The sequence below is a fragment of the Burkholderia sp. MS455 genome (assembly GCF_016899445.1).
GTDB lineage: Bacteria > Pseudomonadota > Gammaproteobacteria > Burkholderiales > Burkholderiaceae > Burkholderia > Burkholderia pyrrocinia_C.
Genome location: NZ_CP041778.1, coordinates 598,132 through 616,142 on the forward strand (window position 1 = coordinate 598,132; position 18,011 = coordinate 616,142).

Below are 18,011 nucleotides of genomic sequence, written 5' to 3' on the forward strand. Positions count from 1 at the left end.
TGACGCTGCGCGCGCGGGCAGGCCAACATGCGGGGATCCGATGGGGCCGCCGACGTGCGGCCGTTTTTCTGCAGACGACCGACACATGACCGATAGCCTGATCGAGGAGACAATCGTCGAGACGCCGCAAGGGCGTCTTTTCGCGAAACGCTGGCGCGCTCGTCCGGTGCAAGATGAGACGGGCACGTCCGGGGCGGCCGCGCCTAAGCCGGCCGCACCTAAGCCGGCCGCGCCCATCGTGCTGCTGCACGATTCGCTCGGCTGTGTCGACCTGTGGCGCGACTTTCCCGCGCACCTCGCGAACGCCACGCAACGCGACGTGATCGCATACGACCGCCTCGGCTTCGGCCGTTCGGATCGTCATCCGGGGAAGCTCGGCACGACGTTCGTGCGCGACGAGGCCGATCGATCGTTCGATGCCGTGCTCGAGCAACTGCGTGTCGATGCGTTCGTCGCGTTCGGGCACAGCGTCGGCGGCGGGATGGCGGTCGGCTGCGCGGCCGCGCATCCGGATCGTTGCCGCGCGCTCGTGACGGTTGCCGCGCAGGCGTTCGTCGAGGATCGCACGCTGGCCGGCATTCGCGACGCGGCGCTGCAGTTCGACGAACCGGGCCAGCTCGACCGGCTCGCGCGCTATCACGGCGACAAGGCCGAGTGGGTGCTGCGCGCGTGGGTCGATACGTGGCTGTCGCCGGCGTTTCGCGACTGGAATCTCGACGACGACTTGCCGCGCGTGCAATGCGCGACGCTCGCGATTCACGGCGAAGACGACGAATACGGCTCCGACGTGCATCCGAAGCGGATCGCCGCGCGCGTCGCGGGGCCGTCGTCGTTCCTGTTGCTCGCCAAATGCGGGCACATGCCGCACCGCGAGCGCACGGACGACGTGCTGGCCGCGGTGGCGACGTTCCTGCGCGACGCGGGCGCTTGAGCGACCGGGCAACCGGCGGGCGTGTGCCCGCCGGCCGTCAGAACGCCAGCTGGATCGCGAGGTCGATCGCGAGCAGCGCGATCGAGCAGCCGATGCCGAGGATCACGTTCGGCAGCCGGTGCTCGAAGTCGCGATCGCGGCGCATCGCGGCGCCGAGCAGGAAGATCGCCTCGACGACGATCTGCAGCCCGACGAACAGCAGCATCAGCAGATACTCGTAACCCATCTGCTTGAACGCGGCGAATTGCATCCCGTGATCGCGGATCCACTGGCCGACGCGCAGCAGTTCGTAAATGAACAGCAAGGCGGGAAACAGGTAGCTGATGAAATAGGTCGGCGCGGTGGCGTGCCGTAGTTCGAGGTGGAAGTGCTGATGCGTGGTAGCCATCACGAATCCCTCCTTGCAACGCATGGTTGCGGTCGCGACGGCGGCGCGACAACGTGCGAACCACGGGATTACCCGATGCACCGTGCGCAGCCGTACGACATCAGCATACTGCTGCGCGGCAGATTTGGCATGTGGTGCGTGCATTCGTCGTGAAAAACCGTATGCGCCGCGCGACGCATTCAACGTGCGGCACTCGCCGGATGCGGCATGTCGACGGGTTGCGTGGCGCCCGATGCATTCGGCGGAAACCACTCCTGATGCTGTTCCGGATCGCGGGCCAATGCGCTCAGCTTTTCGCTTGCGCGCCTTCAATAAACAACTTCGCGACGGACTGAAACTCCCGTTTCAGCGACAGCCCCGGCACCGTCAGCCAGCGCAGCATCGCCGCGAGATACAGGTGATGGAACCACGTCGCGAGCTGGTCGGCCCGAAGCGTTGCGTTCAGTTCGCCGGATTGCTGCCCCGCGGCGATCAGTTGCCGCCACACCAGCGCGATATCGCCGTCGTTCTCCCCGCCGTTTTCCGGATCGACCGTACCGATGCTCAGGAAGCGGTGCCGCAGATACGCGAGCAGGTACACCGGATGCTGCTCGCACCACGCGGCCGATGCGTCGAGCACGCAGCCGATGCGCGACGCAAAGGTCTTGCGCCGCGCGACGTCGCGTTGCAGATGCGCGAGGTCACGCGCGAGCTCGCCTTCGAGCCAGTGCGCGAGCACGGCTTCCTTCGTCGGAAAGTGGTTGTACAGCGTGCGCTTCGCGACATCAGCCTGCGCGGCGATCTGTTCCATCGTGACGGCTTCGTAGCCGTGCGCATCGAACAGGCGCGCGCCGGTGGCGGCGAGATGCGCGAGCATCTGGATGCGCTTGCGCGCGCGGCGGCCCGGATCTTCGGTCGGAATCGGCATGATGGGGGATCTGTTGAAAGTGCACGAATTACATTAGTATACGACGTGCATTTTTTGAGATCCACCGGTTCCATTCGATGGAACGAGGAGTCACGCATGAAGCTTGTCATCGCCACCTACGGCACCGAAGGCGATACGCGCCCGCTCGCGGCGCTCGGCCGCGCGCTGATGGATGCCGGCCACGATGTCCGGCTGCTGGCCGATGCCGCGACGCTCGGTTCGGCCGACGCGCTCGGCGTGCCGTCGGCGCCGTTGTCCGGCGATATCCGCCGCGCGATTGCGCCGGACGGCGCGTTGTCGGACGCGGTGCGCGGGCGCGGCGGGTTCAACGACACGTCGAAGGCGCTCGCGGCGATCGCGAATGCGAACACGGCCGCATGGATGTGCGAAGTCGCGGACGCGTCGGCCGGTTGCGACGCGATCCTCGTGTCGGGGCTCGCTTCGTTCGTCGGGTTGTCGGTCGCCGAATATCGCCGCGTGCCGGCGATCGGCACCGGCATGATCCCGATCACGCCGACCGCCGAATTCGCGTCGCCGTTCCTGCCGTCGGGCAAGCTGCCGAGCTGGCTGAACCGCGCGAGCCACCGGTTCGTCAATGCGTTGCTTTGGCAGGCGTTCCGGAAGGCAACGAATGCGGCGCGCGCAAGCGTGTGCAGGCTGCCGCCGCGCAAGCAGGTATGGACCGATCATCCGATGCTGTACGGCGTATCGCCGGCGCTGCTGTCGGGCCCGGCGGATTGGCCGTCGAATGTGCGGGCATGCGGCCAGTGGCGGATCGACGCGCGCGCATGGGCGCCGCCGTCTGAACTATCGGCATTTCTCGAAGAGGGCGATCCGCCGGTGTACATCGGCTTCGGCAGCATGGCCGGTTTCGACCGGGCCGCGATGGCCGACGCGCTGGCGCGTGCGCTCGACGGCCGCCACGCGCTGTTCTATCCGGGCTGGAGCGGCATCGATGCGTCGCTGCTGCCGGCGCATGTACGCGTGATCGGCGATACGCCGCATGACTGGCTGCTCCCGCGCGTGTCGATGGCGATTCATCACGGCGGATCGGGCATCACGCATTCGGCCGCGCGGGCCGGCATTCCGTCGGTCGTCGTGCCGTTCGCGGGCGATCAGTTCTTTTGGGCGAACCGGTTGCAGCGGCTCGGCGTAGCGGCTGCACCGGTCGCGGGGCGGCGCTTGAGCGCGGCCGCGCTTGCGCGGGCGATCGCGTTTGCCGAACGCGGCGACACGAAGGCGCGAGCAACGGCACTCGGTGTGCGTATCGCTCAGGAGGGCGGCTTGAAGCTGGCGGTCGGCGCGATCGAGCGATGGGCGCACCCCGGCGCGCGGTGAGGCCGCGCGTCAGAAATGCCCGGTGAACCGGTAACGGCTGCCCGGGTGCCACAGATTGGCGACCGACGCGACCAACCCTTGCGACCACGTGCGCCGATGCAGCAGCAGGCACGGTTCGCGGTCGTCCATCGTCAGATGGCGGCGCGTTTCGGCGTCGGGCATCGCGGCCTCGATCCGGTATTCCACACGCTGCAACGGCGCGACGCGTGTCAGGTACTGGTTCGGCGTTGTCGTCGTGAAGTCCTGCAATGCGTATTCGGGCGCGCAGGCCGGATTGACCCAGCGCTCCTCGAGCTGCACGGGCGTGTCGTTCTCGAAGTGCAGCACGCGCGAATGGAAGATCGGGCTGCCGGTGTCGAGCTGGAGTTCGTCGGCGAGCTTCGCATCGGCGACGGCCGCGCCGACCTGCAGCACCTGCGCGCGATAGCCGTGGCCGCGCGCGGCGACTTCGTCCGAGATGCTGCGGATCGCGACGAGCGTCGATTCGTACTTCGGCGATGCGACATACGTGCCCGAGCCGCGCGTGCGCGTGAGCACCTGTTCGGCCGTCAGCTCGCGCAGCGCGCGGTTGACGGTCATCCGCGCGACGTTGAATTCGCGCGCGAGCTCGTTCTCCGACGGCACCTGGTCGCCTTCCGCCCATTCGCCGGCGTGAATGCGCGCGAGGATGAAGTCCTTGATTTCCTGATAGATCGGTGTGGTCATGGGATCGCGATTCGAGAGTCGGCAGCGGCCCGCCGCCGAATGCCGATCCGGCGCGCGCCCGCGCCGAGTGTACCGGTTTCGCGGGCGCGCGGGCCCGGATTCCCCGAATGATCCCTGTTCGGCCGGCGCGCGTCCATGCGGGATTGCACAGGGCGACCGGCCTTCGATGGCCTGCGCGCGGTCAGAACCGATGCCGGATGCCGACCGTCGCGACCACCTGCGTGTTCGTCGACGAAGCCGCGAGCCCGGTGACGTTCGCGAACCCGAGCGGCGCGCCCGACGGCACGCCGAACTGGTGCTGGTACACGGTTTCCGCATACACGTCGGTGCGCTTGCTCAGCGCGTAGTCGGCCATCAGCGTCACCTGGTGCCATTTCGGCCGGTGGCTGCCGGCCGCGTCGTCGTAGCGGCCTTCGGTGAACGTATAGGCCCCCGCGAACGAGACCGCCGGCGTCAGCGCATAGCGCGCATTGATCTCGTAGTTGTCGAAGCGCAGCGCGTTCAGCGCGCCGGGCAGCGACGACGCGGCCGTTTCGTCGAACATCGAATGCGTCCACAGCGCGCCGACCGTCAGCCGGTCGAACGCATAGCTGCCGCCGGCGCCCATCACGCGCTGGCGCACGGCGGGGAAGTTCGGGCCATCGTTCGTCGACAGCGCACCGCCGGCCGTCAGCCCGCCGCGGTTGAGCTGCAGGTACGCGGCGCCGAGACTGACCGGCCCGTTCGCATACGACACGCCCGCGCTGTACGCGCGATTGTTCGCGAAGCCGCCGGCCGCGTTGCTGAACCCGTACAGGCCGCCGAACTGAAAGCCGGCGAGCGTCGGGCTCGTGTATTTCACCGCGTTGTCGATGTAGAACGAATCGTCGATGTTGTCGTTGTCGAACGGATGCGACGCGAGGTTGTTGCCGTCGCCGTTGTTCGCCATTGCCAGCGGGCCCAGATAGTCGACCACGGAGTCGTATTGCCGGCCGAGCGTCAGCGCGCCGTATTGGTCGCTTTGCAGGCCGACGTATGCGCGGCGGCCGAACATCGTGTTCCGGTAGGACTGCGTGCCGTTGTTCAGGTTGAAGCCGCTCTCGAGGCGGAACAGCGCGTGCAGGCCGCCGCCGAGATCCTCGTTGCCGTTCAGCCCGAAGACCGTATTCGACAGCAGGCCGCTGCCTTGCTGCCACACGCTTTTGCCCGACTGGTTGTTCGTATAGGCGATACCGGCATCCAGCATCCCGTAAAGCGTGACGCTGCTTTGCGCATGCGCGGCGGCGCCGAATAACGCGAGGGAGAGGGTACCGACGACTGCTTTCTTCATTATTTTTGCTTCCTGGGAAAGGCCCGTAACGACGGGAACGGCGATTCGTCGCGCGCGCCGGCGCGAGCGCGTTCGGTTCGTGTAGAACCGCGCCCGTTCGTGCCGGATGCGTGCGTTCGAATCGATTAAAGGGAGGCGTCGCGCGGCCGAAACGGCTGCCGGCTAGTGCTGCAACAGGCGGATCGTGCCGAACTCGGCGGCCGGCAGCAGGCGGAGGATCGCCATGATCGCCGGCGATGCCTGCGACCGCGCGACTTCGAGCTCGATGCACGCGCGCCCGGTGCGCTTGTCGATCGCGGCTGTATAGAAATTGAGCGCGGCGCCGACAGCCTGATGCAGCAGGCGCCGTACGACGGCGAGATTGTCCGATTCGACGTGGATCGACAGCAGCACGAGTTCGTCCGCGGGGCACCGGCGCCGCGAACGAACGGGCGGCAGCTCGCGTGAAGCGGCGGATTCGGTTCTGGTCGGTTTCATGCGTTCATCCCCGGGTCGCATCGTTCTCCGCACCGCGGAGATCTCGTGTGGACATGGCTCTCATTCTAGGAATCGCCGTGACGATACGGTGTATAGACTCGCACCGGCGCTGAAAAGAACATATAAAAAAACATCGCGACCGGCGGCTTTCGTCTTTACAGCTTTTTTATTCCCCGTAAGGAAATTGAACACCGCTTTGATACGCGGATTTCTACACTGTCGCATCCCGTTCTCCAGATGAGCATGGGGGTGTCATCCGGGCCCGTGCCGACGCGGCAAGGCCCGATACGCCGACGATCGCGTGGATATTCCGCGCATACGAACAAAAGGGGAAAGCCATGTTGTGGATCACCGGCGCGTTATCGATCGCGCTCTTTATCTATCTGTTTCATGCATTGATCAAGCCCGAGCGGTATTGATCGGCGCGATTCAACAGGAATTCGAAAATATCGGTGAATGTCATGAGCGATCTGCTTTTCGTACTGTTCACGCTTGCGTTTTTTGCACTGACGGCCGGTTTCATCACCGGTCTCGACCGGATCTGAGCGAGCGTCGACATGTTCAACAATCTGATTCAATTCGCGATCGTTCTCGCGATCATGCTGGCGCTGGTGCCCGTCGTCGGGAAATGGCTTGCGCACGCTTTTACGAGCCCGCGTCACGCGTGGGTCGAACGCCGCACCTATGCGCTGCTCGGCGTGAATCCCGACGAAGCGATGTCGTGGCAGCGCTACGGGATGGTGCTGCTGCTCGGCAATGCGGGGATGATGCTGCTCGGCTATCTGCTGCTGCGCATCCAGGACGCGCTGCCGTTCGATGCGCTGCAGCGCGCCGCGCAAAGCCCCGACCTCGCGTTCAACACGGCCGCGTCGTTCATCACGAACACCAACTGGCAGGCGTATGCGGGCGAGAGCAGCCTGTCGAACTTCTCGCAGATGGCCGTCATCACGTTCCTGATGATGGTCAGCGCCGCGACCGGCATCGCGGCCGCGGGCGGCTTCATCCGCGGGCTGAGCCGCAAGAGCGCGGCCGACATCGGCAACTACTGGGTCGATTTCACGCGCGTGACCTACCGCGTGCTGCTGCCGCTCAGCTTCGCGATGGCGCTCGTGTACGTATGGCAGGGCATGCCGCAGACGCTCGCGTCCGACGCATGGGCGACCACGCTCGAAGGCACGCGCCAGCAGATCGTGATGGGGCCCGTTGCGAGCCTCGAATCGATCAAGCACATCGGCACGAACGGCGGCGGCTTCTTCAGCATGAACGCCGCGCATCCGTTCGAGAACCCGACGCCGCTCACCAACACGCTGCACATGTTGTCGATGCTGCTGATTCCGTCCGCGCTGACCTATACGCTCGGCGCGATGATCGGCCGGCGCCGCCAGGGCTGGGTGATCCTCGGTGCGTTCGTCGTGATGTTCGTCGGTTTCCTCGCCGTGATCTACCAGGCCGAGCAGCACGGCAATCCGCTGCTGACCGGGCTCGGCGTCGACCAGCAGATGAGCGCCGTGCAGCCGGGCGGCAACATGGAAGGCAAGGAGATGCGCTTCGGCATCGCGCAGACGAGCCTGTTCGCGACCGTCACGACGGCCGCGACCACCGGCTCGGTCGACGCGATGCATGACTCGCTGACGCCGCTCGGCGGGCTCGTGCCGATCGCGCAGATGATGCTGAACAACGTGTTCGGCGGCGACGGCGTCGGGCTGATCAACCTGTTCACGTTCGCGATCCTCACGGTGTTCCTCGTCGGGATGATGATCGGGCGCACGCCGGAGTTTCTCGGCAAGAAGATCGAGGCGCGCGAGATGAAGCTCGTGATGCTCGCGGTGCTCGCGCATCCGTTCAGCATCCTCGGCTTCACCGCGCTGGCCGCGATGCTGCATTCGACGCTGGACAGCCTCGCGAACCTCGGCCCGCACGGTTTCAGCGAGGTGCTGTACGCGTACACGTCGGGCACGGCGAACAACGGCTCCGCGTTCGCGGGCCTGAACGCGAACACGCCGTTCTTCAACACGACGATCGGCTTCGCGATGTTGATCGGCCGCTACCTGACGCTGCTGCCGATGCTTGCGGTCGCGGGCAGCCTCGCCGCGAAGAAAAGCGTGCCCGAAAGCGCCGGCACGCTGTCGACGTCGACGGGCCTGTTCGCCGGCCTGCTGATCTTCGTGATCCTCGTCGTCGGCGGTCTCACGTTCCTGCCCGCGCTCGCGCTCGGCCCGGTCGTCGAGCACCTGCTGATGTCGGGCGGCCAACTGTTCTGAAGGAAACATCATGATGCAACGCAATCGCCAGGCAGCGGCCGTCGCCGCACCGGCACCCGGTTCTTCGTTCGGCGCGGCGACGCGCGGCCTCGTGCGGCCCGTGATCGCATCGTCGGTGCTGTTCATGCTCGTCACGGGCATCGCGTATCCGCTGCTGACCACGGGCGTCGCGAACGCGCTGTTCCCGGCGCAGGCACGCGGCAGTCTCGTCCAGCGTGACGGCACGACGATCGGTTCGGCGGTGATCGGGCAACACTTCACGCGCGCCGGCTACTTCCATTCGCGGCCGAGCGCGACGGTCGGCACCGATCCGGCCGATCCGTCGAAGACGGTCGACCAGCCGTACAACGCGGCCGGCAGCGGCGCGAGCAACCAGGGCGCGACCAGCAAGAAGCTGCTCGCGGATATCGCGCAGCGCGTGCGTGCGTACCGGCAGCAGAACGCTCTCGCCGACGGCACGCTGGTGCCGGCGGACGCCGTCACCGCGTCCGCGTCGGGGCTCGATCCGGAGATCTCGGTCGCGAACGCGCGGCTGCAGGCGGTGCGGGTCGCCCATGCGCGCGGCATCGATGCCGCGAAGGTCACGGCGCTGGTCGATCGCATCGCCGCACCGCGCCAGCTCGGTGTGCTCGGCGAATCGCGCGTGCGCGTGCTCGACCTGAATCTCGCGCTCGACCGCGCATTCGGCCACGCAGCCGGCGCGCAGAAAGAGCAGGAATAACGGAGTCACTCATGTCCCATATCGAAACCCCGATCAACCCCGCGGCCATGCCGATCGGCGGCGTGCCGCCGATGCGCTGGACCGCCGTGCTGCGCGAGGCGTTCCGCAAGCTCGCGCCGCAGGTGCAGTTGAAGAACCCGGTGATGTTCGTCGTCTATCTCGGCAGCATCGTCACGACCGCGCTGTGGCTGCAGGCGCTGACCGGCACCGGCGATGCGCCGGCCGGCTTCATCTTCGCGGTCGCGTGCTGGCTGTGGTTCACCGTGCTGTTCGCGAACGCGGCCGAGGCGCTGGCCGAAGGGCGCGGCAAGGCACAGGCCGACGCGCTGCGCGCGGCGCGCAAGCGCGTGTACGCGAAGGTGCTCGACGAACCGAAGCAATACGGCAGTACCAGCCATCGCGTGCCGAGCGACGAGCTTGCCGCCGGCAGCATCGTGCTCGTCGAGGCCGGCGACACGATTCCGGCCGACGGCGAAGTGATCGACGGCGTCGCGTCGGTCGACGAATCGGCAATTACCGGCGAATCGGCGCCGGTGATCCGCGAGTCGGGCGGCGATTTCTCGTCGGTGACGGGCGGCACGCGCGTGCTGTCCGACTGGATCGTTGTGAAGATCACCGCGCAACCCGGCGAAGCGTTTCTCGACCGGATGATCGCGATGGTCGAAGGCGCGAAACGCGGCAAGACGCCGAACGAGATCGCGCTGACGATCCTGCTCGTCGCGCTGACGATCATCTTCCTGCTCGTGTGCGTGACGCTGCTGCCGTTCTCGCAATTCAGCGTGCTGCTGAACGCATCGGGCGCGGCCGTGAGCCTGACGGTGCTGATCGCGCTGCTGGTCTGCCTGATCCCGACGACGATCGGCGCGCTGCTGTCGGCGATCGGCATCGCCGGGATGAGCCGCATGATGCGCGCGAACGTGCTCGCGACGTCGGGCCGCGCGATCGAGGCGGCCGGCGACGTCGACGTGCTGCTGCTCGACAAGACCGGCACGATCACGCTCGGCAACCGCGAGGCCGTGCAGTTCCGGCCGGCGCCCGGCGTGGACGAGCGCGCGCTGGCCGAGGCCGCGCAACTGTCGTCGCTCGCCGACGAGACGCCCGAAGGGCGCTCGATCGTCGCGCTCGCGAAGCGGCGCTTCTCGCTGGAGGTGGCCGCGAGCGACGGCAGCATCGCGGTGCCGTTCAGCGCACGCACGCGGATGAGCGGCCTCGATATCGGCGAGCGGCAGGTGCGCAAGGGCGCGGCGTCCGCGATCCGCGCGCACGTCGATGCGCTCGGCGGCGCGTTTCCGCACGCGGTCGAGGCGGCCGTCAACGACATCGCGCGGCGCGGCGGCACGCCGCTCGTCGTCGCCGACGGCTTGCGCGTGCTCGGCACGATCGAGCTGAAGGACATCGTCAAGCACGGGATCGCCGCGCGCTTCGCCGAGCTGCGCAAGGTCGGCGTGAAGACCGTGATGATCACCGGCGACAACCGGCTGACCGCGGCCGCGATCGCGGCGGAGGCCGGCGTCGACGATTACCTTGCCGAAGCGACGCCCGAAGACAAGCTTCGGCTGATCCGCGAGCACCAGGCGAAGGGCCACCTCGTCGCGATGACGGGCGACGGCACCAACGACGCACCCGCGCTGGCGCAGGCCGACGTGGCCGTCGCGATGCACAGCGGCACGCAGGCGGCGAAGGAGGCGGCCAACATGGTCGACCTCGACAGCAACCCGACGAAGCTGATGCAGGTCGTCGAGGTCGGCAAGCAGATGATCATGACGCGCGGCGCGCTGACCACGTTCAGCGTCGCGAACGATCTCGCGAAGTATTTCGCGATCATCCCGGCCGCGTTCGTCGCGACGTATCCGGCGCTCGGCGCGCTGAACGTGATGGGGCTGCACAGCCCGACGTCGGCGATCCTGTCGGCGGTGATCTTCAATGCACTGATCATCGTCGCGCTGATTCCGCTCGCGCTGAGGGGCGTGAAGTATCGCGCGGAGCCGGCCGGGACGCTGCTGGGGCGCAACCTGCTGATCTACGGCGTGGGCGGCATCATCGCGCCGTTCATCGGCATCAAGCTGATCGACATGCTGCTGACGCCGTTTATCTGACCGAACGCGCCGTCGAGGCCCCGCTCACGCTGTCGCGGCGTGCGCGGGGCCGTTCGGCGTTTCAATTGCCGGAAGCGATCATGGATGTGAACGTGAACGAAGCGAATCGGCGGGAGAGGGTACTGCCGGAACCCGCGTCAGGCCGCGACCGCTGGCGGGTCGTGCTGCGTGCGTGCGCGGGCATCGCCGAGCGCATCGCGGGCGCCGGGCCCGACACGCGGCCGGGGCTCGCTGTGCGGGAAGCGCACCCGCGCACGCGCATCTGGGTGTCGCAGTACGCGGCGCCGCTGCTGTGGGCCACGCTCGTCTGCGCGCTGGCGACGCTCGCGGCGAGCGCGCTGCTGCGCGTGTTCGACCTGTCGAACGTCGTGATGCTGTTCCTGATGACCGTCGTGCTGATCGCGCTGCGGCTCGGCCGGCTGGCCGGCGCGTGGGCCGCGTTCGTCTGCGTCGGCTGCTTCGACTTCTTCTTCGTCGAGCCGCGGCTGTCGTTCGCGGTGTCCGATACGCAATACGTGTTCACGTTCGCGTTGATGCTGGCCGTCGCGCTCGCGATCGGCCAGCTCGCGGCGCGCCTGCGCGCGGAGGCCCGCGCCGCGCGCGCGAACGAGAAACGCTCGGCGGCGCTCGCGCGCGTCGCGCACGATTTGTCGGCCGCGATCGGGACCGAGCAGATCGCGTCGATCTGCACCGGCACGATCGCGTCGCTGCTCGGCGTGCGCGTCGCGCTCGTGCTGCCCGACGAGAATGACCGGCTGATGCCGACGCAACACGCAGGGTTCGTCGAAACGCCGATCGCGCGCTGGGCATACCAGCAGGCGCGCGGTGCCGGGTGCGGGATGGCGCTGTTCGAGCGCGCGGCCGCGCAGTACCTGCCACTGAAGGCGCCGATGCGCGTGCGCGGCGTGCTCGTGCTGTTCGGCGACGCGCAGCCGGTGCCGACGGACCCCGACGATTGCCGCCTGATCGACGCGTTGTGCTCGTCGATCGCGATGGCGCTCGAACGCGTGCACTACGTCGACGTCGCGCAGCACACGCTCGTCCGGATCGAAGGCGAGCGGTTGCGCAACGCGTTGCTGGCCGCCGTGTCGCACGACCTGAAGACGCCGCTCACCGCAATCCGCGGACTCGCCGAGACGCTGGAGCGGCCGGAACGTCTGGCGGACGGGCAGCCGGCCGCGCTCGCGCACGGCATCCGCAACCAGGCCGAGGCGCTGCACGGGCTCGTCGTGAACCTGCTCGATCTCGCGCGCATGCAGAGCGAAGGCGTGCGGCTCAATCGCGAGTGGCACATGCTCGACGAGATCGTCGGCAGCGCGCTCGCGCATTCGGCCGGCGTGCTGGCCGGCCGCGACGTGAGCGCAGACTTGCCCGTCGACCTGCCGCTGATCGACGTCGACGCGCTGCTGATCGAGCGCGTGCTGATGAACCTGCTCGACAACGCCGCGAAGTACGCGGGCGCGGATGCGGTCGTGTCGGTGCGCGCACGCGTGTTCGGCGAAACGCTGTACGTGTTCGTCGAGGACGACGGGCCCGGTTTCGTCGCACGCAACACCGAGCCGCTGTTCGAACCGTTCGAGCGCGAACGCAAGGAGTCGTCGATCAGCGGCGTGGGGCTCGGGCTCGCACTGTGCCGCAGCATCGTCAACGCGCACGGCGGTTCGATCCGCGCGGTGCCGCTCGATCCGCACGGCGCGCGGTTCGAGATTCGCCTGCCGTTGGGCGCGCCGCCCGACATCGAACACGAGAGCCGGACATGATCAGATCGCGCGTACTTATCGTCGAAGACGAATCCGATATCCGCCGCTTCGTCAGGATGGCGCTGGAACAGGAAGGGCTCGACGCCTGCGAGGCGTCGACGGCCCGTGAGGCGCGGATGTATGCGTCGAGCAGCAAGCCCGATCTCGTGATCGTCGATCTCGGGCTGCCGGACGGCGACGGCAAGGCGTTCATCCGCGAGCTGCGCGAGTGGTCGACGGTGCCCGTGATCGTGTTGTCGGCGCGGCAGCAGGAAGTGGAGAAGGTCGCGGCGCTCGACGCGGGCGCGGACGACTACCTCGCGAAGCCGTTCGGCGTGCCGGAACTGCTTGCGCGTGCGCGTGCGCTGTTGCGGCGCGCGGCGTTCGTGTCGGCGGACGGGCAAGCGTCGTCGATCGTGCGGTTCGGCGACGTGACCGTCGATCTCGGCCGGCATGAAGTCGTGCGCGGCGGCGAGCCCGTCCATCTGACGCGCCTCGAATTCCGGCTGCTCGCCGCGCTGATCCGCGCGCGCGGCGGCGTGATCGCCGCGCGGCAACTGCTGGCCGAGGTGTGGGGCATTCACGACGCGGACCGCGCGCACTACGTGCGCGTGTACATGACGAACCTGCGGCAGAAACTCGAACCGGTGCCGGCGAGGCCGCGGCACCTGCTGACGGAACTGCAGTTCGGCTACCGGCTGGTCGGACTGGAAACGGTCGGAGCGACCCGCGAGGTCTAGACAGGTGTTGCGTGCCTTCCAGCCGCTCCCTTACGCATCGAGAAAGCCGGAATTCAGCATCGCGCAATCCGTAATTAATTGAAATTTAAGGGAGTTATCGGTCGTCAATCTTAATGATCCGACAATTAGAGATAAACACGGATTGCTGGCGATGCCCTCGAAAAGGCAAAGTTGTATGTACAACTTGGAGCGTCGCTAGACATGGCGATTTCCGGGTTGGAAGGGGTTGCGGCGAAGCCGCCGTGCCGGCAGCGCCGGTGCGGGCTGTCCGCCGGGACCCCTGCCCAGTTCGCCTCTGACAGGAACGCCATGAAGAAACTCGCGCTCAGTATTGCCCTTGCCTGCATCGCGGTCGGTGCCCACGCCAAGGATTGGTCGACGATCCGGTTCGGCGTCGACGCCAGCTATCCGCCGTTCGAATCGAAGGACGCAAGCGGCAAGGTGGTCGGCTTCGACGTCGATCTCGGCAACGAGATTTGCGCCCGCCTGAAGGCGAAATGCGTGTGGATCGAGAACGACTTCGACGGGATGATTCCGGCGCTGAAGGCGAAGAAGTTCGACGGCGTGCTGTCGTCGATGTCGATGACGCCGGCGCGTGCCGAGCAGATCGCGTTCTCCGACAAGCTGTTCAACACGCCGACGCGCCTCGTCGCGAAGAAGGGCGCGAACCTGCAGCCGACGGCCGAATCGCTGAAGGGCAAGTCGGTCGGCGTCGAGCAGGGCACCATTCAGGAAACCTACGCAAAGGCCTACTGGGCACCGAAGGGCGTGCAGGTCGTGCCTTACCAGAACCAGGACGGCGTGTACCAGGATCTGATGTCCGGCCGCCTCGACGCGGCACTGCAGGACGCGGTGCAGGCCGAGATCGGCTTCCTGAAGACGCCGCGCGGCGCGAACTTCGATTTCGCCGGCAAGGATATCGACGATCCGAAGACGCTCGGCAACGGCGCGGGCATCGGCCTGCGCAAGGACGACGCCGACCTGAAGGCGAAGATCGACCACGCGATCGCCGACATCATCAAGGACGGCACGTACAAGAAGCTAGAGAAGAAGTACTTCGCGTTCGACGTCTACGGCGGCTGACCGTCCATGCGGCGCGCATCGGTTACGGTGCGCGCCGCCCGCGTTACGGGATGCGTCAGGCTTGATGAGCAGGTGGCATCAGGTAGTGCGTAGATATCGTTTGATGCGCGGTTAATGGCTATTGACAATCCAGCCACATCGTTCTGGACCCCTTATATGATCTTCCAAGGATTTGGCCCGCTGCTGTGGGCCGGCACGGTCGAGACCGTGAAGCTCGCGGTGCTGTCGCTCGCCGCGTCGCTCGTGCTGGGGCTCGCCGGCGCGGGCGCGAAACTGTCGACCAACCGCGTGCTCAAGTCGATCGGCACTTTCTATACGACGCTGATCCGCGCGGTGCCGGACCTCGTGCTGATGCTGCTGCTGTTCTACGGGATCCAGATCCTGCTGAACAACGCGACCGACCTGATCGGCTGGGACCAGATCGACATCGATCCGTTCGTGGCCGGTGTCGTGACGCTCGGCTTCATCTACGGCGCGTACTTCACCGAGACGTTCCGCGGCGCGTTCCTCGCGGTGCCGCGCGGCCAGCTCGAAGCCGGCTTCGCGTACGGAATGGGCGGCTGGCGCGTGTTTCGCCGCATCCTGTTCCCGCAGATGATGCGCTTCGCACTGCCCGGCATCGGCAACAACTGGCAGGTGCTCGTGAAAGCCACCGCGCTCGTGTCGATCATCGGCCTCGCCGACGTGGTCAAGGCGTCGCAGGACGCAGGCAAGAGCACGCTCGATTTCTTCTTCTTCACGCTGGCCGCGGGCGCGATCTACCTCGCGATCACGACGGTGTCCAACGTCGTGCTGCATCACCTCGAGAAGCGTTATTCCGTCGGCGTCCGGAGGCTCGCACTGTGATCGAACTCGTCAGCCAGTACTGGCAAAGCTATCTGTACACCGACGGCTACCGCTTCAGCGGCCTCGCGATCACGCTGTGGCTGCTGGTCGTGTCGATCGCGCTCGGTTTCGCGCTGGCCGTGCCGCTCGCGATCGCGCGCGCATCGTCGAACCGCTGGATCTCGGGCCCCGTGTGGCTCTATACGTACGTGTTCCGCGGCACGCCGCTCTACGTGCAGCTGCTGATGTGCTACACGGGCATCTATAGCCTGCAGGTCGTGCACGATCACGTGCTGCTCGACACGTTCTTCCGCAACGCGATGAACTGCACGCTGCTCGCGTTCGTGCTGAACGAATGCGCGTATGCGACGGAGATTTTCGCGGGCGCGATCAAGGCGACGTCGGCCGGCGAGATCGAGGCCGGGCTCGCGTACGGGATGTCGCGCTTCAAGCTCTATACGCGGATCATCCTGCCGTCCGCGCTGCGCCGCTCGCTGCCGAGCTACAGCAACGAGGTGATCCTGATGCTGCACGCGACCACGCTCGCGTTCACCGCGACCGTGCCCGACATCCTGAAGGTCACGCGCGACGTCAATTCGGCGACATACATGTCGTTCCAGGCCTACGGCATCGCAGCCGTGCTGTATGCCGCCGTCGTGTTCGCGCTCATCTGGGCGTTCCGCAAGCTCGAGACGCGCTGGCTCGCGTACCTCTCGCCGCGCGGCCATTAATGCATTCGCAACGAAGGACCAAGCATGTACAAGCTCACAGTCGATAACCTGCACAAGAAATTCGGCGACAACGAGGTGTTGAAGGGCGTGTCGATGAAGGCAAAGGCCGGCGACGTGATCAGCATCATCGGTTCGAGCGGCTCCGGCAAGAGCACGTTCCTGCGCTGCATCAACTTCCTCGAGCAGCCATGCTCGGGGCAGATCACGATCGGCAGCGAGCCGATCCAGACCACGCGCGACCGCAACGGGGCGCTGCGCGTGGCCGACCAGAAGCAACTGCAGCGGATGCGCACGAAGCTGGCGATGGTGTTCCAGCACTTCAACCTGTGGGCACACATGACGGTGCTGGAGAACGTGATCGAGGCGCCGATGGCGGTGCTCGGGATCGGCAAGGATGAAGCGATCGCGCGGGCGCGCAAGTATCTGGAGAAGGTCGGCCTCGCACCGCGCGTCGAGGGCATGTATCCGTCGCACCTGTCGGGCGGCCAGCAGCAGCGAGTTGCAATTGCACGCGCGCTGGCGATGGAGCCGGAAGTGATGCTGTTCGACGAGCCGACGTCGGCGCTCGATCCGGAACTGGTGGGCGAAGTGCTGAAGGTGATGCAGAAGCTCGCCGAGGAGGGCCGCACGATGGTCGTCGTCACGCACGAGATGGGCTTCGCGCGCAACGTGTCGAATCACGTGATCTTCCTGCACCAGGGGAAGATCGAGGAGGAAGGGAATCCGCAGGAGATTCTCGTGAATCCGAAGAGCGAACGGCTCGGGCAGTTTTTGTCGGGGCGGTTGAAGTAAGCAAGCAGGCAGCGTTGTGCATCGCCCGTGAAGCCGCAATGGCGTCCCGGGCGATGCGGAGATTGAAGTACGCTTGCAGTTGCGCGAGCGCGTCCGTCAAAGGCCGCCGCGCGGCCCGCACTCGGGCTCGACCCCGTCGATCCGCACACGCTGGAACGCTAAATGCTTGTCACGTGTGATCCTTTCGATGAGGGAGCGACGCGATGAGCACACCGACAACAACCCATTTTTCCCATGTGAAGCCGCAGGACACCGCGTATCAAGGAGAAGGCCTGCGCGACTTCTTCCTGTATCGCGATCTCGGCATCGCGGCCGCGACGAACGGCAAGGTCGTCGCGCAACTCGTCAGGGCGAATCATGCACCGACGGCGGGCACCGGCTGGCACCGTCACGAGGCCGAGTTCCATATCGTGTTCATGCTGAAGGGTTGGGCGCGCTTCATGTACGGCGAGCAGGAAACGCTGGTGTCCGCCGGCGACTGCGTGCACCAGGCACCGGGGATCGTCCACTACCTGTTCGATTACTCGCCGGACATGGAGTATCTGGAGATCGTCGGGCCCGCCGATTTCAAGTCGATCGACGTCGAAGGGCCGTGCGCCGTGCCTCCGCCGACGCCGTGGGGCGAGACGGGCGCGTAGTTGCCCGGTTTTCCGGCGCGCGCATGCGCCGACCGACGCGCATCGTGTGCACGTTTGCGACGGACCGCCTTCGGGCGGTTTTTTGTTGATCCTTCCCGGAAGCCGCCGCGTGCCTCGCTGACACCAACGACCTTCATCCCCCTTCGATCCGTTCATTCGAATTCCGAAGGGTCGGGAAGCTGAAGGTCCGGAAAGAAAGGAAAGAGATTCGTCAGCTTCGCGTGACGGATTGTTACGCGGTGTCAAAGATCGTCAATTGCGGGCTGCGCGGTGCACGGCCTGTCGGCGGCCGGCGTTAAGGAGGTACCGGCCGGATGACCGGCTGACTAC

General features: G+C 66.5%; 17 protein-coding genes. 12 read left to right on the forward strand and 5 right to left on the reverse strand.

The annotated features are described in order from the left end of the window. The first annotated feature begins 85 nt into the window (after positions 1 to 85). Entirely contained in the window at positions 86 to 931 is an 846-nt protein-coding gene (locus FPJ27_RS07150; RefSeq protein ID WP_072439136.1) for an alpha/beta hydrolase, read from the forward strand. A gap of 37 nt (positions 932 to 968) precedes the next feature. On the opposite strand, the gene FPJ27_RS07155 is transcribed toward FPJ27_RS07150, so the two are convergent. Both FPJ27_RS07155 and FPJ27_RS07160 read right to left on the reverse strand, forming a co-directional pair. Beyond that, positions 969 to 1,319, reverse strand: coding sequence for a hypothetical protein (locus FPJ27_RS07155; protein WP_034182150.1), 351 nt, complete (start codon positions 1,317 to 1,319; stop codon positions 969 to 971). Between the two features lie 286 nt (positions 1,320 to 1,605). Continuing rightward, positions 1,606 to 2,226 carry a TetR/AcrR family transcriptional regulator gene (locus tag FPJ27_RS07160; RefSeq protein WP_204422466.1) on the reverse strand — a complete coding sequence of 207 codons (621 nt, stop codon included), beginning with the start codon at positions 2,224 to 2,226 and terminating at the stop codon, positions 1,606 to 1,608. Positions 2,227 to 2,322: 96 nt separating this feature from the next. Between FPJ27_RS07160 and FPJ27_RS07165 the strand changes: the two genes are divergently transcribed. Beyond that, positions 2,323 to 3,564 carry a glycosyltransferase gene (locus FPJ27_RS07165; protein ID WP_204422467.1) on the forward strand — a complete coding sequence of 414 codons (1,242 nt, stop codon included), beginning with the start codon at positions 2,323 to 2,325 and terminating at the stop codon, positions 3,562 to 3,564. 9 nt (positions 3,565 to 3,573) lie between these two features. Here the strand turns inward: FPJ27_RS07165 and hutC are convergent, their stop codons facing one another. The 3 genes from hutC to FPJ27_RS07180 all read right to left on the reverse strand — a co-directional run bounded on the left by hutC (position 3,574) and on the right by FPJ27_RS07180 (position 6,055). Beyond that, positions 3,574 to 4,269: a histidine utilization repressor gene (hutC, locus tag FPJ27_RS07170; RefSeq protein ID WP_011548284.1), complete on the reverse strand. Its 696-nt coding sequence runs from the start codon at positions 4,267 to 4,269 to the stop codon at positions 3,574 to 3,576. Positions 4,270 to 4,450: 181 nt separating this feature from the next. After that, positions 4,451 to 5,578, reverse strand: coding sequence for a porin (locus FPJ27_RS07175; RefSeq protein ID WP_072439141.1), 1,128 nt, complete (start codon positions 5,576 to 5,578; stop codon positions 4,451 to 4,453). Positions 5,579 to 5,740: 162 nt separating this feature from the next. Beyond that, a complete protein-coding gene (locus FPJ27_RS07180; RefSeq protein ID WP_072439143.1) occupies positions 5,741 to 6,055 on the reverse strand; it encodes a hypothetical protein in 315 nt (104 codons plus the stop codon). Positions 6,056 to 6,612: 557 nt separating this feature from the next. Here FPJ27_RS07180 and kdpA point away from each other — a divergent pair. The 10 genes from kdpA (at position 6,613) to FPJ27_RS07235 (ending at position 17,681) form a co-directional block, all read left to right on the forward strand. Continuing rightward, a complete protein-coding gene (gene kdpA, locus FPJ27_RS07190; protein WP_204422468.1) occupies positions 6,613 to 8,316 on the forward strand; it encodes a potassium-transporting ATPase subunit KdpA in 1,704 nt (567 codons plus the stop codon). A 10-nt stretch (positions 8,317 to 8,326) separates the two neighbouring features. Further along, positions 8,327 to 9,037, forward strand: coding sequence for a potassium-transporting ATPase subunit KdpC (gene kdpC / locus FPJ27_RS07195; RefSeq protein ID WP_204422469.1), 711 nt, complete (start codon positions 8,327 to 8,329; stop codon positions 9,035 to 9,037). Between the two features lie 71 nt (positions 9,038 to 9,108). Beyond that, complete coding sequence (gene kdpB, locus FPJ27_RS07200) at positions 9,109 to 11,133, forward strand: potassium-transporting ATPase subunit KdpB (RefSeq protein ID WP_204423095.1); 2,025 nt, start codon at positions 9,109 to 9,111, stop codon at positions 11,131 to 11,133. An 80-nt stretch (positions 11,134 to 11,213) separates the two neighbouring features. Continuing rightward, the gene (locus FPJ27_RS07205; protein ID WP_204422470.1) at positions 11,214 to 12,893 is read left to right on the forward strand and encodes a DUF4118 domain-containing protein; all 1,680 of its coding nucleotides are present in this window, start codon (positions 11,214 to 11,216) and stop codon (positions 12,891 to 12,893) included. Then, positions 12,890 to 13,612 carry a response regulator gene (locus FPJ27_RS07210; RefSeq protein ID WP_034182158.1) on the forward strand — a complete coding sequence of 241 codons (723 nt, stop codon included), beginning with the start codon at positions 12,890 to 12,892 and terminating at the stop codon, positions 13,610 to 13,612. The genes FPJ27_RS07205 and FPJ27_RS07210 overlap by 4 nt, the downstream gene beginning before the upstream one ends. Positions 13,613 to 13,921: 309 nt before the next feature. Continuing rightward, a complete protein-coding gene (locus FPJ27_RS07215; RefSeq protein WP_105389655.1) occupies positions 13,922 to 14,695 on the forward strand; it encodes an ABC transporter substrate-binding protein in 774 nt (257 codons plus the stop codon). Between the two features lie 156 nt (positions 14,696 to 14,851). Then, positions 14,852 to 15,541, forward strand: a complete 690-nt coding sequence (locus FPJ27_RS07220) for an ABC transporter permease (protein ID WP_174420146.1) — start codon at positions 14,852 to 14,854, stop codon at positions 15,539 to 15,541. Next, positions 15,538 to 16,251: an ABC transporter permease gene (locus FPJ27_RS07225; protein ID WP_204422471.1), complete on the forward strand. Its 714-nt coding sequence runs from the start codon at positions 15,538 to 15,540 to the stop codon at positions 16,249 to 16,251. The genes FPJ27_RS07220 and FPJ27_RS07225 overlap by 4 nt, the downstream gene beginning before the upstream one ends. Before the next feature lie 24 nt (positions 16,252 to 16,275). Then, on the forward strand, positions 16,276 to 17,043 hold the full coding sequence (locus FPJ27_RS07230; RefSeq protein WP_034182162.1) for an ATP-binding cassette domain-containing protein: 768 nt from the start codon (positions 16,276 to 16,278) through the stop codon (positions 17,041 to 17,043). A gap of 203 nt (positions 17,044 to 17,246) precedes the next feature. Then, positions 17,247 to 17,681 (forward strand): cupin domain-containing protein, encoded by a 435-nt coding sequence (locus FPJ27_RS07235; RefSeq protein WP_072439159.1) that lies wholly within the window; start codon positions 17,247 to 17,249, stop codon positions 17,679 to 17,681. Positions 17,682 to 18,011 lie beyond the last annotated feature (330 nt).

Excerpts from the sequence above, each read along its gene's own strand:
- FPJ27_RS07150 (WP_072439136.1), top strand. The coding sequence starts at position 86 with ATGACCGATAGCCTGATCGAGGAGACAATCGTCGAGACGCCGCAAGGG.
- FPJ27_RS07155 (WP_034182150.1), bottom strand. The coding sequence starts at position 1,319 with ATGGCTACCACGCATCAGCACTTCCACCTCGAACTACGGCACGCCACC.
- FPJ27_RS07160 (WP_204422466.1), bottom strand. The coding sequence starts at position 2,226 with ATGCCGATTCCGACCGAAGATCCGGGCCGCCGCGCGCGCAAGCGCATC.
- FPJ27_RS07165 (WP_204422467.1), top strand. The coding sequence starts at position 2,323 with ATGAAGCTTGTCATCGCCACCTACGGCACCGAAGGCGATACGCGCCCG.
- hutC (WP_011548284.1), bottom strand. The coding sequence starts at position 4,269 with ATGACCACACCGATCTATCAGGAAATCAAGGACTTCATCCTCGCGCGC.
- FPJ27_RS07175 (WP_072439141.1), bottom strand. The coding sequence starts at position 5,578 with ATGAAGAAAGCAGTCGTCGGTACCCTCTCCCTCGCGTTATTCGGCGCC.
- FPJ27_RS07180 (WP_072439143.1), bottom strand. The coding sequence starts at position 6,055 with ATGAAACCGACCAGAACCGAATCCGCCGCTTCACGCGAGCTGCCGCCC.
- kdpA (WP_204422468.1), top strand. The coding sequence starts at position 6,613 with ATGTTCAACAATCTGATTCAATTCGCGATCGTTCTCGCGATCATGCTG.
- kdpC (WP_204422469.1), top strand. The coding sequence starts at position 8,327 with ATGATGCAACGCAATCGCCAGGCAGCGGCCGTCGCCGCACCGGCACCC.
- kdpB (WP_204423095.1), top strand. The coding sequence starts at position 9,109 with ATGCGCTGGACCGCCGTGCTGCGCGAGGCGTTCCGCAAGCTCGCGCCG.
- FPJ27_RS07205 (WP_204422470.1), top strand. The coding sequence starts at position 11,214 with ATGGATGTGAACGTGAACGAAGCGAATCGGCGGGAGAGGGTACTGCCG.
- FPJ27_RS07210 (WP_034182158.1), top strand. The coding sequence starts at position 12,890 with ATGATCAGATCGCGCGTACTTATCGTCGAAGACGAATCCGATATCCGC.
- FPJ27_RS07215 (WP_105389655.1), top strand. The coding sequence starts at position 13,922 with ATGAAGAAACTCGCGCTCAGTATTGCCCTTGCCTGCATCGCGGTCGGT.
- FPJ27_RS07220 (WP_174420146.1), top strand. The coding sequence starts at position 14,852 with ATGATCTTCCAAGGATTTGGCCCGCTGCTGTGGGCCGGCACGGTCGAG.
- FPJ27_RS07230 (WP_034182162.1), top strand. The coding sequence starts at position 16,276 with ATGTACAAGCTCACAGTCGATAACCTGCACAAGAAATTCGGCGACAAC.
- FPJ27_RS07235 (WP_072439159.1), top strand. The coding sequence starts at position 17,247 with ATGAGCACACCGACAACAACCCATTTTTCCCATGTGAAGCCGCAGGAC.